A 15,650-nucleotide genomic window follows, 5' to 3' on the forward strand; every position below is an offset into this window, starting at 1 on the left:
GTGCATTGGGCGGCTGTTTTGAGACGGCGGAACGTCGCGTCCTCTGGCTTCTATACGGCGCGGCAACGGAGCCAGGAAGAACCGGCGACACGTCGGCCGGCCGCGGAGACACTTTCTTCATAGGAAACATAGTTGCATGCAAGTTGACGCCGCGGGAGCGACAGGGCTAGAACATGCCCACGCCCGGGTTCAACATGCCTGCGAGTGAGATCAAACCCGTCCCCTCCACCGTCCAATCCGAAGGAAAGCCGTCATGGCCGAAGTGAAGTCCGACATCGAGATCGCGCGCGGCGCCAAGAAAAAGCAGATCCAGGAGATCGGCGCCAAGATCGGCATCCCGACCGAGCACCTTTTGCCCTACGGCCACGACAAGGCGAAGATTTCGGCCGAATTCATCAAATCGGTGAAGGGCAACAAGGACGGCAAGCTGATCCTCGTCACCGCCATCAACCCGACGCCGGCCGGCGAAGGCAAGACGACCACCACCGTCGGCCTTGGTGACGGTCTGAACCGCATCGGCAAGAAGGCGATCGTCTGCATCCGCGAGGCTTCGCTCGGCCCGAATTTCGGCGTCAAGGGCGGTGCTGCCGGCGGCGGCTACGCGCAGGTCGTGCCGATGGAGGACATGAACCTCCACTTCACCGGCGACTTCCACGCCATCACCACGGCGCACAACCTTCTGTCAGCGCTGATCGACAACCACATCTACTGGGGCAATGAGCTCGGCATCGACACCCGCCGCGTCGCCTGGCGCCGCGTCATGGACATGAACGACCGGGCGCTGCGCGAAATCATCTGCTCGCTCGGCGGCGTCGCCAACGGTTATCCGCGCGAGGCAGGCTTCGACATCACCGTCGCCTCGGAAGTGATGGCGATCCTGTGCCTTTCCACCGACCTCAAGGATCTGGAAAAGCGCCTCGGCGACATCATCGTCGCCTACCGCCGCGACAAGACGCCGGTCTATGCCCGCGACTTGAAGGCCGACGGCGCCATGGCGGTGCTGTTGAAGGACGCCATGCAGCCAAACCTGGTGCAGACGCTGGAGAACAACCCTGCCTTCGTGCATGGCGGCCCGTTCGCCAACATCGCGCATGGCTGCAACTCGGTGGTCGCCACCACCACGGCGCTGAAGCTCGCCGACTACGTCGTCACCGAAGCCGGCTTCGGCGCCGACCTCGGAGCCGAAAAATTCTTCGACATCAAGTGCCGCAAGGCGGGTTTGAAGCCGGCGGCTGCCGTCATCGTCGCCACCGTGCGCGCCATGAAGATGAATGGCGGCGTCAAGAAGGAAGACCTCGGCAAGGAAAACGTTGAGACGGTGAAGAAGGGCTGCGCCAACCTTGGCCGCCACATCGAGAACATCCGTCAGTTCGGCGTGCCGGCGGTGGTTGCGATCAACCACTTCTATTCCGACACCGACGCCGAGATCCAGGCGATGAAGGACTATGTCGCCTCGATGGGCGAGGAGGCGATCCTGTGCAAGCACTGGGCCAATGGCTCCGCGGGCATCGAGGAGCTCGCCAACAAGGTGGTGGCGCTGGCTGAATCCGGGGCGTCGCAGTTCGCGCCGCTCTATCCCGATGACATGCCGCTGTTCGAGAAGATCAACACCATCGTCCAGCGCATCTATCGCGGCTCGGAGGCGATCGCCGACAAGTCGGTGCGCGACCAGCTCAGGGCCTGGGAAGACGCCGGCTACGGCAAGTTGCCGGTCTGCATGGCCAAGACCCAGTATTCCTTCTCGACCGACCCGAACCTGCGCGGCGCGCCGACCGGCCACACCGTGCCGGTGCGCGAGGTCAGGCTTTCGGCGGGCGCCGGCTTCGTCGTCGTCATCTGCGGTGAGGTCATGACCATGCCCGGCCTGCCCAAGGCGCCGTCCTCGGAAAAGATCTTCCTCAACGAGGCCGGCCAGATCGAAGGCCTGTTCTGAAAATTTCGAGATCGTTGCGAGATCCAAGAAGGGCGGCCACTGGCCGCCCTTTTGCTTTTCGGGCGCAGATTGCCTATGCAGCGTTGCGCGCCAGCGCGCGCTGGTTGGACGCATAGGGCGTGTCGCGTTCGGGCAAAGCACCGGTCTTCAGGCAATCGATCCATTCGGCGGTCTTGAGCACGGCCGCAAAGCGCGACTGCAGGATGATGGACACCACGCGGTGGATCTCCTCGGCCGAGGCGTAGCCGGCGCTGTTGGCGTAAGGCAGCGAACCGGTGGCGTCGGACAGGAACTCGACCGCAAAGCCGACATGCGCGGCGTGGATGATGCTCGACAGGTCGCAATTATGCGTCATGTAGCCGATCACCGTTATCGTATCGATGGTATTGGCGCGCAGCCACGCCTCGAGGTCGGTGCCGGCAAAGGCGCTAGGCAGTGACTTCTCGACATAGTGGTCGCGGCTTCGCCGGGCGATCTCGGGATGCAGTTCGCCGCCATGGCTGCCCTTGGCGAAGACTGGCGAGGTCTCGGGCGCCATCTGCTTGACGACCACCACCTTCACGCCGGCCGCAGCGGCGGCATCCATAGCGCGCGCGACATTGACGACGCTGTCGCGGAACGGCGGACACTGGATGGCGAGGTTGCCGCCATCATAATCATTCTGGACATCGATAACGATGAGTGCGCGGCGCGGCGTGATATTGGCGGACATGGTGTTCTCCTTCGAGCTTGAATGGGACAGGAAATAGGCGAATCGCCCGACTGCCAAAAGTGGCCCGATTGACATCAGTCGAAAGAATTGGGACAATCCGCTTTTCGCTTGCTGGAAACACGCATGGCCGACCCGATCATTGTCGTTCTCGCCTTTGACGGCATCAGCCCGTTCCACCTCTCCGTGCCGTGCGTGGTGTTCGGCACCGACCGCACCAAGCTTGGCCTGCCGCGTTTCGACTTTCGCGTCTGCGCGCTCGACGATGGAGCGATCCACACCGATGCCGGGCTGACCATCGCGGTGCCGTATGGCCTTTCCGCATTCGACGATGCCGACATCGTCATCGTTCCGAGCTGGAAGGATCTCGAGGCCCCACTTCCGCCGCCGCTCCTGGCAGCGCTCACCCACGCGCACCGGCGCGGTGCGCTGATCGTCGGCCTCTGTCTCGGCACCTTCGCCATTGCCGCCGCCGGGCTGCTTGCGGGCCGGCGTGCGACGACACATTGGGCCTCCACCGACCGGTTGCAGGCATTGTACCCGGACATCGAAGTCGACGCCGACGTGCTCTATGTCGACGACGGCGACATCGTCACCTCGGCCGGCGTCGCCGCCGGGCTCGACTGCTGCCTGCACATTGTGCGCGCGCGCTATGGCGCAGAGGTAGCGCTGCGGCTGGCAAGGCACATTGTACTGTCGCCGCACCGGCAGGGTGGGCAGGCGCAGTTCATCGAGCGCCCGCTGGCGAAAACCCCGGCCACCGACCGCTTCACCCTGGCGCTGGACACGGTGCGGGCAACGCTCGGACAAACGCACAACCTCGACCGCGTCGCGGAGGCCGCGGGCCTGACTCGGCGCACTTTCACCCGCCGTTTCCAGAAATCGATCGGCACCAGCTTTGGCGAATGGTTGGCCGGCCAACGCACCGAACTGGCGCAACGGCTGCTGGAGGCGACGGAAAAATCGATGGACATGGTGGCCTTCGAAGCCGGCTTCGGCAGCGCCACCTCGCTGCGCCAGCATTTCGCCGCACGGCTCAAGACGTCACCGGCCCAATACCGGCGTGAATTCTCGCGGCGAGCCGGTCCGGACGAGCGCATGGCACGTACGGCTTCATACTGACCGCCCACGACGAGTTCAGCCCCGCTTGACCGCCCGCGCCGGATTGCCGACCACTGTGGTGTTGTCAGGCACGTCGCGCGTCACCACCGCGCCGGCGCCGACTATGGCGCCATCGCCGATGCTGATGCCGCCGAGGATGATGGCGCTGCCGCCGATCCAGGCGTCATTGCCGATGGTGACCGGCCGGGCAATCTCCAGTCCCGCCTCACGGCCCGCGGCCTCCTTGTGGTGCTCGGCGCAGTAGATCTGCACATTGGGGCCGAGAAGCGTCCGCCTGCCGATACGCACCGGCGCGGGGTCGAGGATGGTGCAGCCGGCATTGAGGAAGGCGCCGTCGCCGAGATGGATGTTGAAACCGTAGGCGCAGTGGAACGGCGCCTCGATCCGGGAGCCTGCGCCCGCGCTGCCGAGCAGCGCCAATAGCGTCGGGCCGATATTGCCGCGTTGCTGGGGCGGCAGCGCATTGTGCTCGAACACCGCATCTCGCGCGATCACGCGGAGCGCCTCCAGTTCGTCGTCGATGCAGGTGTACCATTCGCCTGCAATCATCCTTGTGCGTTCGCTTCCGGCCATCACAGCGACTCCGTCCCTTCGTCGTGTTCGACTGGTTACCAAAGTACAATGCTCACTGATGGAAGAAGCACCATCGCCTACTCTCGTCAAACGTAGGACCTATGCTAGCTTGCCTCGTGGGCCAGTCCCGGGCCTGCTTTCGAGGGGATCTAAATGCTCTATTTGCTTGCACTTCTGATCGGCGTCATTGCCGGTCTTCGCGCCATGACCGCGCCGGGCGCGATCGCCTGGGGCGCGTATCTCGGATGGCTGCCGGTGGCCGGCACCTGGGCAAGTTTCATGGGCCATTGGGCCGCCGTCGGTATCTTCACCATCCTCGCCATCGTCGAACTGGTCACCGACCAGCTGCCCTCGACGCCGAGCCGCAAGGTGCCGCAGCAATTCGGCGCCCGCATCCTGCTTGGCGCCTTCAGCGGCGCGGTGATCGGCGCCACTGCCGGTTCCACCATTGGCGGCCTGATTGCCGGCGCCATCGGTGCCGTCATCGGCACCTATGGCGGCGCCGAAGCGCGCGGCCGGTTGGCCGCCGCCTTCGGCAAGGATTTGCCTGCCGCCCTCATCGAGGACGCGGTGGCGATCATCGGCGGCCTGCTGATCGTGGCGGCGGTGGTATGACTGCCCAAGCCTCAGACGCCAAGACATACGACGCCATCATCATCGGCGCCGGACAGGCCGGCCCTCCTCTCGCCGGCCGGCTGACGTCAGCCGGCATGAGCGTGGCGCTGATCGAGCGCAAGCTGGTCGGCGGCACCTGCGTCAACACCGGCTGCATGCCGACGAAGACCATGGTCGCCAGCGCCTATGCCGCGCATCTGGCGCGGCGTGCCGCGGACTATGGCGTGACGTTCTCAGGCCCTGTCGGCGTGGACTACAAGAGGATCAAGGCGCGCAAGGACAAGGTCACCAATGACTCCCGCACCAATCTGGAGACCTGGATCGCCGGCATGAAGGGCTGCACGCTCTATCGCGGCCATGCCCGCTTCGAATCCGCCAACACGGTGCGCGTCGGCGACGAGCTTCTGACTGCCGAAAAGATCTTCCTCAACACCGGCGGCCGCGCCTCGGTGCCCGACCTGCCCGGCGTCAACGACGTCGACTACCTCACCAACTCCTCAATGATGGACCTCGAAATTCTGCCGCGCCACCTCGTCATCGTCGGCGGCAGCTATATCTCGCTCGAATTCGCGCAGATGTTCCGCCGCTTCGGTTCGGAAGTCACCGTCATCGAGAAGAGCCCGCGCCTGACCGGCCGCGAGGACGAGGACGTCTCAGCGGCCATCCTGTCGGTCCTCGAGAATGAAGGCGTAGCGGTCCATGTCGGCGCCGACAACATCGGCTTTGCCCAACAGGGCGAGGACATCGCCGTGACCTTCTCGAACGGCAAGCCGCCGGCTGTCGGCTCGCACGTGCTCCTGGCGCTCGGCCGCACCCCCAACACCGACGATCTCGGTCTCGACAAGGCCGGTGTCGCGGTCGACCTGCGCGGCTTCGTCACCGTCGACGACCAGTTGCGCACCAGCGTGCCCGGCGTCTGGGCGATGGGCGACTGCAACGGCAAGGGCGCCTTCACCCACACCTCCTACAACGATTACGAGATCGTCGCCGCCAATCTGCTCGACGACGATCCGCGCAAGGTCAGCGACCGCATCGAGGCCTATGCGCTCTACATCGATCCGCCGCTCGGCCGCTGCGGCATGACCGAGGCTGCGGTGAAGAAATCCGGCCGCAAGGCGCTGGTCGGCCAGCGGCCAATGACCCGCGTCGGCCGCGCCATCGAAAAGGGCGAGACGCAAGGTTTCATGAAGATCCTGGTCGATGCCGACACCAGGCAAATCCTCGGCTGCTCCGTGCTCGGCCCCGGCGGCGACGAGGCAGTGCACTGCGTGCTCGACCTGATGTACGCCAAGGCGCCGGTCGATACGCTGGCGCGCGCCGTGCATATCCACCCCAACGTCTCGGAGTTGTTGCCAACCATCGCCCAGGAGCTGAAGCCGCTCGCCTGACATAGCCCCGCGTCAAGCTCAGCGCTTTCTGCATTGGTGCGTTGCAGCAATGTGCATTGCGCGCGGCAAGGCTTCTCGTTCAGTCTGAATTGAACCGATTCAGTCTGGATTTTCCATGCCTTTGCCGATCCTTGCGCTTGCCATTGCGTCCTTCTGCATCGGCACCACCGAATTCGTCATCATGGGCCTGTTGCCGGAGGTTGCGGCCGATCTCGGCGTGTCGATCCCCTCGGCCGGCCTGCTGGTCACCGGCTATGCGCTGGGCGTCGTCTTCGGCGCACCCATCGTCGCCATGGCCACCGCGCATCTGCCGCGCAAGCCGGTGCTGGTCGCGCTGACGGCGATGTTCGTCGTCGGCAATCTGCTCTGCGCCATTGCGCCCAATTACTGGCTTCTGATGGCCGCGCGCGTCTTCACCGCGTTCGGTCATGGCGCCTTTTTCGGCATTGGTTCCGTCGTTGCCGCCAGCCTGGTGCCGCGCAACAAGCGCGCCAGCGCCATGGCGATGATGTTCGCGGGATTGACGCTCTCCAACATTCTCGGCGTTCCTGCCGGCACCGCGCTTGGCGAAGCCTTCGGCTGGCGCTCCACCTTCCTTGCCGTCGTCGGCATCGGCCTGATCTCTGTTGCCGCCATCGCCTGGCTGGTGCCATCCAATGTCGTCGAACCGAGCGGCGGCGGCCTGCGCAGCGAACTGCGCGTGCTGGGCAAGCTGCAGGTCTGGCTCGCCATGCTGATCGCCTCGCTGGCCTCGGCCAGCCTGTTTGCCGTCTTCACCTACATCAAGCCCTACCTTACCGATGTCTCCGGCCTGTCGACCTCCGCGGTCACCTGGGTCCTGCTGCTGTTCGGCGCCGGCATGACCATAGGCAACATCATCGGCGGCCGGCTGGCCGACTGGAAATTGATGCCGACGGTCATCGGCACGCTGCTTTTGATGGCAGTTCTGTTTGTCGGCTTCATGCAGTTCGGCGCTATCGCCAGCGTCGCCATCGGCGTCGTCTTCTTGTGGGGACTGCTGATCTTCGTCGTCGTGCCGCCGCTGCAGATCCGCGTCGTCGAAGCGGCTTCGGAAGGGCCGAACCTCGCCGCCACGCTCAACCAGGGCGCATTCAATGTCGGCAATGCCAGCGGCGCCTGGATCGGCGGCGTGGCTCTGTCGGCCGGCGTTTCCTATGCTCATTTGCCGCTGGTCGGCGCGGCGCTGGCCCTGCTGGCGGTCAGCGTCGCCGTCGTCTCGCAGGCGCTCGAAGGATCGGCGCCGATAGCGACGGTTCCGGCCGCCGCCGAATAATTCCATTGCGCCCATGGCGGCGCGAACTGGACCAATCGACAGCCCTTCGGCAAAAGTGCATGTGTGCTGCCTCTTATCCTGGAGGCATACCATGCAGAAATCGATCGAACGCATCGCCGGCGATACCGAAGGCGTTTCCTACGAATTCCCGGTGTTCCGCTTCGCCGGCGCCGACAAGGCAGCACCTTCGGCCTACCTGCAGGCAGCACTCCACGCCGGTGAATTGCCTGGTGTCGTCGCCATCGACGCGCTGATGCCGGCGCTGAACAAGGCCGAAGCGGAAGGCCGCATCAAGGGCAGCATCACGGTCGTGCCCTGGGCCAATCCGATCGGCCGCGCGCAATATCATTTCGGCGAGCACCAGGGCCGCTTTCATCTCGGCACCCGCAACAATTTCAACCGCGGCTTTCCGTTGCTCGCAGCACCGGACGCCAAGCTTTTGCCCGACACCACGCTTGGCACCCCCGACCAGCGATTGAAGACCCGTCTGGTGCAGCTGTCGCTCGGCCACGACATCGTGCTCGACCTGCATTGCGACGACGAGGGCCTTGCCTATCTCTACGTCCACGCCAGCCTGTGGCCGGCGATGGCCGATTGCGCCGCCGCCATGGGTATCGACGCCGTGGTGTTGTGGAGCGAGGACGCCGACGGCACCTTCGAGGGCGCCACGATCATGCCCTACCAGAACGTCCCCGCCAACGTGGCGAAGCTCGACCGCCGCGTTGCCACCACGGTAGAATACCGTGGCATGCTGGATGTCGACGGCGCGCTGGCAAATTCCGATGCCGAAGGCCTCTACCGGCTGCTGGCGGCGCGCGGCGTGATCGCCGACGCCGCCCTTCCCGAACCCGGCCCGTTCAAGGGCCTCGTCGCGCCGCTCGAAAACATCGACATGATGCCGGCGCCCAGGGCCGGCGCCATCCTCTACGACGTCAAGCCCGGTGACCGCGTCGCGAAGGGCGCGCGCCTCGCCACCATCGTCCACACACCGGGCGAGGCCGGCGGCCGCACCGAGGTGCTGGCACCGCAGGACGGCGTCATCCTGACCCGCCGCTCGCGCCGCATCATCCGCGCCGGCGAGGATCTCTTGAAGCTGGTCGGCGACAAGAAGAGCGCCGACGCGAGGTCAGGCACGCTGGAGGACTGAGCTAACCCGAAATCGCCAGCCGCGCCTTGGCCTCGAGCCATTCGGCCATCTGCCGGTACGGCACCGGGCCGTGGCTGACACGGGCGACACCAAGCTCGGCCAGGCGCTGGCGCGGCGGCACATGCGCCAGCGCGATGATGTTGACCGGCAGCACGGTGGCCTTGCACAGCGCCTCGATCAGACCCTCGTCGCCGAGCCCCGGCGCAAAGAAGCCGCTCGCTCCTGCCTTTTCATAAGCGTGCGCCCGCTCGATGGCCTGGTCGAGCAGCACGCTGTCATGCACATCCGGCTTGGCCTTGAGGAAAATGTCGGTACGGGCGTTGATAAAGGCGGGAATGCCGGAAGCCTTCACCGCCGCCGCTGCCGCCTCGATGCGCTTCACCTGTATGGCGATGTCGTGCAGACCGGCGCCGCCGACGATCTGGTCCTCGAAATTGAAACCGATGGCGCCGGCCTGCAGGGCACGTGTCACCGTCTGGGCGACAGTCACCGGCTCGACGCCGTAGCCGCCTTCGAGGTCCATGGTCACCGGCAGGTCGACTGCCGCCACGATGCGCTTGATGTTGTCCAGCGCCAGCTCCAGCGGAATTTTCTCGCCATCGGCATAACCAAAAGCAGCCGCGACCGGCCAGCTTCCGGTGGCGATCGCCTTGGCGCCCGCCTTCTCGACGATCTTGGCCGAGCCCGGATCCCAGGCATTGTAGAGAACGATCGGGTTGCCCCTGACGTGGAGCGCATGGAACCTGCGTGCGCGCTCGATCTGCTCGGTCATTGCTGTCTTCCCGTCTTTCCGATGTTGGACGAACAGTCTAGGCAGGACCCCAAGCCTTGGCGATGTGCCATGGGCTGCGGAAGCGGCGGCCACAAACAGGCCTTTCAAACCTGTTGCGCATCCGGCTTTTCGCCGCTATGGATTTCGCCCATGAACATGCGCTCGATCAAGACCATTTGGTGGTGGGCTCGCTGACAGCGGCCTGTTCGAACGCGTGCGCGTGAAAATAGAGGGTGGCCGCAACGGAATGTCCGGGCGGCCATTTGTTTTTCAAAGCCAGTCCCGGGTCCGTTGCCCAACAAGCCATATGGAGACGGCAATGACGATCAAGGCTCTGGAAAACGGCGCGGAAAGCTTCGTGACCGCAGGTGGTGTCACCATCACCCGCGAACGCCACGACAAGCCTTACGCCGGTGCCATCGACGCTTATGTCGACGGCTTGAACTCGCGCCGGGGTGCGGTGTTTTCCTCGAATTACGAATATCCGGGCCGCTACACACGCTGGGATACGGCCATCATCGATCCGCCGCTGGTGATTTCCGCGCGTGGCCGCGCCATGCGCATCGAGGCGCTGAACGGCCGTGGCGAAGTGCTGCTGCCGGTGATCGGCAAGACGCTGGCCGGCGTTGCCGAGGTGACGATTGCTGAAACCTCGAAAAAGCTGATCCGCCTCGATGTCGCCAAGCCCGGCCGCGTCTTCACAGAGGAAGAGCGCAGCCGCGTCCCCTCTGTGTTTACTGTGCTGCGCGCCATCACCGCTCTGTTCAAGACCGAGGAAGACGCCAATCTCGGCCTCTACGGCGCTTTCGGCTATGACCTCGCCTTCCAGTTCGATCCGGTCGATTACAAGCTCGAGCGCAAACAGAGCCAGCGCGACCTGGTCCTGTTCCTGCCCGACGAGATCCTGGTCGTCGACCATTATTCGACCAAGGCCTGGACCGACCGTTACGACTATTCCGGCGACGGTTTTTCGACAGAAGGCCTGCCGCGTGACGAGATCTCCGAGCCGTTCAAGACCGCCGACCGCATCCCGCCGCGCGGCGACCATGAGCCTGGCGAATACGCCAATCTGGTGCGCAAGGCGATGGATAGTTTCAAGCGCGGCGACCTGTTCGAGGTCGTGCCCGGGCAGATGTTCTACGAACGCTGCGAGACGCAGCCTTCCGAAATCTCGCGCAAGCTGAAGTCGATCAACCCGTCGCCCTATTCCTTCTTCATCAATCTCGGCGAAAACGAGTATCTGATCGGCGCCTCGCCCGAAATGTTCGTGCGCGTCAACGGCCGCCGCGTAGAGACCTGCCCGATCTCCGGCACCATCAAGCGCGGCGACGACGCCATTTCCGACAGCGAGCAGATCCTGAAGCTGCTCAATTCCAAGAAGGATGAATCCGAGCTGACCATGTGCTCGGACGTCGACCGCAACGACAAGTCAAGGGTCTGCGATCCGGGCTCGGTGCGCGTCATCGGCCGCCGCCAGATCGAGATGTATTCACGCCTGATCCACACCGTCGATCACATCGAAGGGCGCCTGCGCGAAGGCATGGATGCCTTCGACGCCTTCCTGTCGCATGCCTGGGCGGTCACCGTCACCGGCGCGCCGAAACTGTGGGCCATGCGCTTCATCGAGCAGAACGAAAAGAGCCCGCGAGCCTGGTATGGCGGCGCCATCGGCATGGTCAATTTCAACGGCGACATGAACACCGGCCTGACGCTCCGCACCATCCGCATCAAGGACGGCATTGCCGAGGTGCGAGCAGGCGCCACGTTGCTCTTCGACAGCATCCCCGAGGAAGAAGAAGCCGAAACCGAACTGAAGGCATCCGCCATGCTCTCCGCCATTCGCGATGCCAAATTGGGCAATGCCGCAGGCGCCGAACGCACCACCGCGCGCGTCGGCGACGGCGTCAACATCCTGCTCGTCGACCACGAAGACTCCTTTGTCCACACACTGGCCAACTATTTCCGCCAGACCGGTGCCAATGTCTCGACCGTGCGTTCGCCGGTGCCGGAAGAAGTCTTCGAACGGCTGAAGCCCGATCTCGTCGTGCTGTCGCCCGGACCGGGCACGCCGAAGGATTTCGACTGCGCCGCGACCATCAAGAACGCCCGCGCCCGCGACCTGCCGATCTTCGGTGTCTGCCTTGGCCTGCAGGCGCTGGCCGAGGCCTATGGCGGCGAACTCAGGCAGTTGCACGTGCCGATGCACGGCAAGCCGTCGCGCATCCGCGTCTCCAAGCCCGGAATCATCTTCTCCGGCCTGCCCAAGGAAGTGACCGTCGGCCGCTACCACTCGATCTTTGCCGATCCGGTGCGGCTGCCCGACGATTTCATCGTCACCGCCGAGACCGAGGATGGCATCATCATGGCCTTCGAACACCGCAAGGAGCCGATCGCCGCCGTCCAGTTCCATCCGGAATCGATCATGACGCTCGGCCACAATGCCGGCATGCGCATCATCGAAAACATCGTTGCGCATCTGCCGCGCAAGGCCAAGGAAAAGGCCGCTTAGAAACGATGGCGGCAACGGACAACATGGCGGCGATCGCAGCGAAAGCAGCGGCCAGGCAAAGGATCGCCAGCCTTGCCTTCTGGTCGATTGTCATCGCCTGCGTGGTGCTCGCGCTCAAGCTTGCCGCCTGGTACGTCACCGGCTCCGTTGCGCTCTATTCGGACGCATTGGAATCGATCGTCAACGTCATAGCCTCGGCCGCCGCCTATTGGGCGGTCCTGGTCAGCTACAAGCCGGCCGACCAGGACCATCCGTTCGGCCACCACAAGGCCGAGTATTTTTCGGCGGTGCTGGAAGGCGTGCTGATCGTGCTCGCCGCGCTTTTGATCCTCAACGAGGTCTGGCGCTCCTGGCAGACGCCGACCCCGCTCGAACAACCCTGGGAGGGCTTGGCGATCAACGGCGTCGCCACCGTCATCAACGCCTTCTGGGCCTGGACGCTGATCCGCGCCGGGCGCAGCGCAAAATCACCGGCGCTGGTCGCCGACGGCCGGCACATCATGACCGACGTCGTGACCTCGGTCGGCGTCTTCGGCGGCCTCGTCGGCGCTATCCTGACCGGTTGGCAGATCCTTGATCCGGCGCTTGCCGTCATCGTCGCGCTCAACATCCTGTGGCAGGGCTGGCACGTCATCGGCTCGTCGATGAACGGGCTGATGGACCGCGCAGTGGACACGACCGAACACATGCACATTCGCGACATCATCTCGGCCAATTGCAAGGGCGCGCTGGAGGTTCATGACCTCAAGACCCGCATCGCCGGCCGCGCCACCTTCATCGAGTTCCACCTGGTCGTCGACGCCGACATGACGGTCGGCGCCAGCCACGTCATTTGCGACCGCATCGAGGACGCGCTGAAGGCCGAAATCCCCTCGGTGCGCGTCACCATCCATGTCGAGCCCGACGACGAGGCGAAGCTGCCGAAAGGCACCACTGCTGTGCCGTTTGCTTGAGGAAAAACTCAGGGCATCATCCGGGCGAGGATCTGCCGACCTCGCCGGATCGATTGCGCCATTACCGCCATGTGGGGTAGCCCGCCAATGGCTACATCCAGGCGTTGATTGCCTCCAAATCAGGCAGCGCCTGCTGCTCAAGCGCGCGCCGGCCTCGGCAAAGCGTAGTCAGGCGAACCGTCTAAGTTCGTCAAATCCAAACTCGGCAAGCGAAGTCCGATCCAAGGTAGCACCCGCTTGCGATCGGCTCATCATGTGTCGGTCGAGATGTCATCCCATTCCTGCCCCATATACCCAATCAGCCAATTGAGCGCGTAATGACGTTCGACAACCACGTCTCGTTCCAATCCTGCCGGCGCGGCTTTCCCATTCACCCGCGCATCCATCACAGCCCAATTGTACCGATAGATCAGATCGGCAGCATCGAGAAGCTCGCTTTGCGGGCGCAAATTGGCCCGCTTGAGCAGCCCTTCCGTGTCGAGGTCACGCAACACCGAAACCATACGCGACACATCGCAAGGCTTGTCTGGACGCCCAAGGTTTTTGAAGACTTGCAACGCCCACAACATCACGAAAGCCCCTTCATAGCGCCAGCTAAAATTTGCGCGATCTTGCTCGGTTGCAACGGGGTTACCGACAAACGCTTGCTCTTTGGGCGTAAAAAACCCTTCGGCTCCAAACTGGCTGATCAAGTTGCTTAAAAGATTTCGATCATTGGTCTCCGCTGTGACGGCCACGATCACCAGTGCGATGGCGCGTTTAACCACCTCGTCCTTCGTTCGTCGCCGACTTTCGGCTGCGGTTTCGATCGTCGGCAAATGGTCGATGAACGGCACGCCCTCCTTCTTCAACTGTGCTGTTGAGGCCGCCTTGCGAGCCTCAGCCTCGCCTTCAGCGTTGGCGGAACCGATGAAAGCCAAGGAAGTCAGAAAACCAAGAAAGCTGCGACGCATCATATTCATTTCCAAATGGCTGCTAAAGTGACTAAGGCGCACACGCCGACTGCGGCATGGCCTCCAACCGGTAAACCTTGTCGTCCGACTTCGTCTTGCCATCCGCCGTCTTCGAGCACAAATCGACGATCGCCAGGCTGCTGTTGGGATTGGCGAGCATCATGGTGCCGTTGGCGCCGCGCTTGAGGAAGATTTCCTTTTGCGCGATATCGCAGGAAAAATTGCTCATCTTCGAACTGGCCGCGCAGCGCCATTGATCCGCTTCGCCCTGGCAGGAATAGGTCTGCGTGACCTTCGTCCCGTTCTTCCTGGTGGTCACCGAAACCGCGATGTCTGCGCCGTCGGGCCAATTTGTGACATCGCCGCCTGAGGCGAAGGAGGCAAGCTCGACCGGTCCGCGGAAGACCCGGATCGACTGCGTCAGCTGGTCGGGATGAGAGCTCAGGTGCGCGGCATCGTAATCGCGTCCGAAGCAGAAAGGCTGGTCCGGCTTCAGCCGCTCGCGCAACGGCGCACCCAGCGCCGGATCGATCGGATCGATCTTGGCGAATTCGGCCTTGCAGGTTGCCGCCGGCATCGGGTCGAGGCGGAAATTGTCGTCCTCCGAGCCCAGCGCCTGCCGATCATATTCAGCCTCGCCCAGTTCGTCTTCCGATCCGGCGTCGAGATAGAGATCGGACGAAACATCGGTGAGGATCAGGCGGCCTTTGTCATCGAGCTTCAGCGACGCCATGGTGCGGTCGCAGTCCATGCCGCAGCGGATCGGACCTGACTTGCCGTCCTCGGACTCGTGATTGCACCAGCCGCCGGCCCATTGCGGCGCCTTGGCGCCGCGCACCATGGTGGTGAGAAAACCGTTGTAGGAGGTGTCGGCGTTTGCCATCGGCTCCTCGTTCGGATGGCTCACCGGATCATGGCCATAGAGGAAGAAGATCCGCGCCACCTTCTGCTTTGGATGCGCCTTGAGGTGCGCCGCATCATAGACGCGGCCGAAACAGGCATCGGCGCCATTCGGGCTGAGTTCGGGTAATTTAAGCACATCGTCGGCCGCGGCCGAACCCGCAAGCGCGCCGAGCAGCACGGCGCCAAATCCAGCGCTGGCAACAACCTTCCACTTCCTGAACGCCATGTGACCCCCTCCTCGCATCGACAGGACGTAACGTGAATCTATGCTAGTATCATGGCCGCAGCCACGCAATTTGCGGGGAGCGCCAAGCCGAGAGGATGCCATGCGTCGACGCGACATGTTCCGGGCCAGCCTTGCCGGTGCCGCCGGCCTGTTCGGGCTGAGCCGGGCCGCCGCCGCTGAAGACAGACCGAAGGTCGCCTATCACCTCAGCGACCTCGATAAGGTCAACTTCGTGCTCGGCAACATCAAGAACCACTATGAAGGCACCGGCGGCAATGTCGACATCGTGTTGGTCGTGCATGGTCCGGCCCTCGCCGGCTTCAAGTCGAAAGGCATATCGGCGGCGATCTCGGGACGCTTTGCCGGCCTTGTCCAGCAGGGCCTTGAGCCGCATGCCTGCGGCAACACCATGCAAGGCATGGAGATCACGCTTGCCGACCTGCTCGAGGGCTTCCACGCCGCCGACAAGGGCGGCGTCGTCAAGCTCGCCGAACTGCAGCGCCAGGGCTACGCCTATCTCCGGCCCTGAGCCGCCACGGGCTTGAACGTGAAG

At 63.8% G+C, this 15,650-nt stretch carries 14 protein-coding genes; 9 read left to right on the top strand and 5 right to left on the bottom strand.

Going from position 1 to position 15,650, the window contains the following annotated elements; all coding sequences use genetic code 11:
- Positions 1–253 precede the first annotated feature (253 nt).
- Positions 254–1,933, top strand: a complete 1,680-nt coding sequence (locus tag AC3EMP_RS29185; RefSeq protein ID WP_352711347.1) for a formate--tetrahydrofolate ligase — start codon at positions 254–256, stop codon at positions 1,931–1,933.
- A gap of 73 nt (positions 1,934–2,006) precedes the next feature.
- Here the strand turns inward: AC3EMP_RS29185 and AC3EMP_RS29190 are convergent, their stop codons facing one another.
- Entirely contained in the window at positions 2,007–2,645 is a 639-nt protein-coding gene (locus AC3EMP_RS29190; protein ID WP_023686167.1) for an isochorismatase family protein, read from the bottom strand.
- Between the two features lie 123 nt (positions 2,646–2,768).
- Here AC3EMP_RS29190 and AC3EMP_RS29195 point away from each other — a divergent pair, with 123 nt between their 5' ends.
- A complete protein-coding gene (locus AC3EMP_RS29195; protein WP_352711344.1) occupies positions 2,769–3,764 on the top strand; it encodes a helix-turn-helix domain-containing protein in 996 nt (331 codons plus the stop codon).
- A gap of 15 nt (positions 3,765–3,779) precedes the next feature.
- Here the strand turns inward: AC3EMP_RS29195 and AC3EMP_RS29200 are convergent, their stop codons facing one another.
- Positions 3,780–4,337 (bottom strand): sugar O-acetyltransferase, encoded by a 558-nt coding sequence (locus tag AC3EMP_RS29200; protein WP_352521370.1) that lies wholly within the window; start codon positions 4,335–4,337, stop codon positions 3,780–3,782.
- A 153-nt stretch (positions 4,338–4,490) separates the two neighbouring features.
- On the opposite strand from AC3EMP_RS29200, the gene AC3EMP_RS29205 reads away from it, so the two are divergent.
- The 4 genes from AC3EMP_RS29205 (at position 4,491) to AC3EMP_RS29220 (ending at position 8,781) form a co-directional block, all read left to right on the top strand.
- Positions 4,491–4,952 (top strand): membrane protein, encoded by a 462-nt coding sequence (locus AC3EMP_RS29205; protein WP_023669981.1) that lies wholly within the window; start codon positions 4,491–4,493, stop codon positions 4,950–4,952.
- Complete coding sequence (locus AC3EMP_RS29210; protein WP_027049883.1) at positions 4,949–6,340, top strand: FAD-containing oxidoreductase; 1,392 nt, start codon at positions 4,949–4,951, stop codon at positions 6,338–6,340. Before AC3EMP_RS29205 ends, AC3EMP_RS29210 begins: the two co-directional genes overlap by 4 nt.
- A gap of 115 nt (positions 6,341–6,455) precedes the next feature.
- Complete coding sequence (locus AC3EMP_RS29215) at positions 6,456–7,634, top strand: MFS transporter (protein ID WP_027049882.1); 1,179 nt, start codon at positions 6,456–6,458, stop codon at positions 7,632–7,634.
- 91 nt (positions 7,635–7,725) lie between these two features.
- Positions 7,726–8,781, top strand: coding sequence for a succinylglutamate desuccinylase/aspartoacylase family protein (locus AC3EMP_RS29220; protein ID WP_023705935.1), 1,056 nt, complete (start codon positions 7,726–7,728; stop codon positions 8,779–8,781).
- A 1-nt stretch (position 8,782) separates the two neighbouring features.
- On the opposite strand, the gene AC3EMP_RS29225 is transcribed toward AC3EMP_RS29220, so the two are convergent.
- Positions 8,783–9,553, bottom strand: coding sequence for an isocitrate lyase/PEP mutase family protein (locus AC3EMP_RS29225; RefSeq protein ID WP_023695831.1), 771 nt, complete (start codon positions 9,551–9,553; stop codon positions 8,783–8,785).
- A 319-nt stretch (positions 9,554–9,872) separates the two neighbouring features.
- On the opposite strand from AC3EMP_RS29225, the gene AC3EMP_RS29230 reads away from it, so the two are divergent.
- Both AC3EMP_RS29230 and AC3EMP_RS29235 read left to right on the top strand, forming a co-directional pair.
- On the top strand, positions 9,873–12,062 hold the full coding sequence (locus AC3EMP_RS29230; RefSeq protein WP_352711339.1) for an anthranilate synthase: 2,190 nt from the start codon (positions 9,873–9,875) through the stop codon (positions 12,060–12,062).
- 5 nt (positions 12,063–12,067) lie between these two features.
- Entirely contained in the window at positions 12,068–13,015 is a 948-nt protein-coding gene (locus AC3EMP_RS29235; protein WP_023683651.1) for a cation diffusion facilitator family transporter, read from the top strand.
- A gap of 251 nt (positions 13,016–13,266) precedes the next feature.
- Here AC3EMP_RS29235 and AC3EMP_RS29240 read toward each other — a convergent pair whose 3' ends face one another.
- Both AC3EMP_RS29240 and AC3EMP_RS29245 read right to left on the bottom strand, forming a co-directional pair.
- Positions 13,267–13,971 carry a DUF4272 domain-containing protein gene (locus AC3EMP_RS29240; RefSeq protein WP_352711336.1) on the bottom strand — a complete coding sequence of 235 codons (705 nt, stop codon included), beginning with the start codon at positions 13,969–13,971 and terminating at the stop codon, positions 13,267–13,269.
- A gap of 28 nt (positions 13,972–13,999) precedes the next feature.
- Positions 14,000–15,097 carry a hypothetical protein gene (locus tag AC3EMP_RS29245; protein WP_352711333.1) on the bottom strand — a complete coding sequence of 366 codons (1,098 nt, stop codon included), beginning with the start codon at positions 15,095–15,097 and terminating at the stop codon, positions 14,000–14,002.
- Between the two features lie 100 nt (positions 15,098–15,197).
- Here AC3EMP_RS29245 and AC3EMP_RS29250 point away from each other — a divergent pair, with 100 nt between their 5' ends.
- Complete coding sequence (locus AC3EMP_RS29250) at positions 15,198–15,626, top strand: DsrE family protein (protein ID WP_023686179.1); 429 nt, start codon at positions 15,198–15,200, stop codon at positions 15,624–15,626.
- The last annotated feature ends 24 nt before the right edge of the window (positions 15,627–15,650 follow it).

The sequence above is a fragment of the Mesorhizobium sp. P160219 genome, from assembly GCF_057786095.1.

Coding starts and splice junctions, on each gene's coding strand:
- AC3EMP_RS29185 (WP_352711347.1), top strand. CDS start 254: ATGGCCGAAGTGAAGTCCGACATCGAGATCGCGCGCGGCGCCAAGAAA.
- AC3EMP_RS29190 (WP_023686167.1), bottom strand. CDS start 2,645: ATGTCCGCCAATATCACGCCGCGCCGCGCACTCATCGTTATCGATGTC.
- AC3EMP_RS29195 (WP_352711344.1), top strand. CDS start 2,769: ATGGCCGACCCGATCATTGTCGTTCTCGCCTTTGACGGCATCAGCCCG.
- AC3EMP_RS29200 (WP_352521370.1), bottom strand. CDS start 4,337: ATGGCCGGAAGCGAACGCACAAGGATGATTGCAGGCGAATGGTACACC.
- AC3EMP_RS29205 (WP_023669981.1), top strand. CDS start 4,491: ATGCTCTATTTGCTTGCACTTCTGATCGGCGTCATTGCCGGTCTTCGC.
- AC3EMP_RS29210 (WP_027049883.1), top strand. CDS start 4,949: ATGACTGCCCAAGCCTCAGACGCCAAGACATACGACGCCATCATCATC.
- AC3EMP_RS29215 (WP_027049882.1), top strand. CDS start 6,456: ATGCCTTTGCCGATCCTTGCGCTTGCCATTGCGTCCTTCTGCATCGGC.
- AC3EMP_RS29220 (WP_023705935.1), top strand. CDS start 7,726: ATGCAGAAATCGATCGAACGCATCGCCGGCGATACCGAAGGCGTTTCC.
- AC3EMP_RS29225 (WP_023695831.1), bottom strand. CDS start 9,553: ATGACCGAGCAGATCGAGCGCGCACGCAGGTTCCATGCGCTCCACGTC.
- AC3EMP_RS29230 (WP_352711339.1), top strand. CDS start 9,873: ATGACGATCAAGGCTCTGGAAAACGGCGCGGAAAGCTTCGTGACCGCA.
- AC3EMP_RS29235 (WP_023683651.1), top strand. CDS start 12,068: ATGGCGGCAACGGACAACATGGCGGCGATCGCAGCGAAAGCAGCGGCC.
- AC3EMP_RS29240 (WP_352711336.1), bottom strand. CDS start 13,971: ATGATGCGTCGCAGCTTTCTTGGTTTTCTGACTTCCTTGGCTTTCATC.
- AC3EMP_RS29245 (WP_352711333.1), bottom strand. CDS start 15,097: ATGGCGTTCAGGAAGTGGAAGGTTGTTGCCAGCGCTGGATTTGGCGCC.
- AC3EMP_RS29250 (WP_023686179.1), top strand. CDS start 15,198: ATGCGTCGACGCGACATGTTCCGGGCCAGCCTTGCCGGTGCCGCCGGC.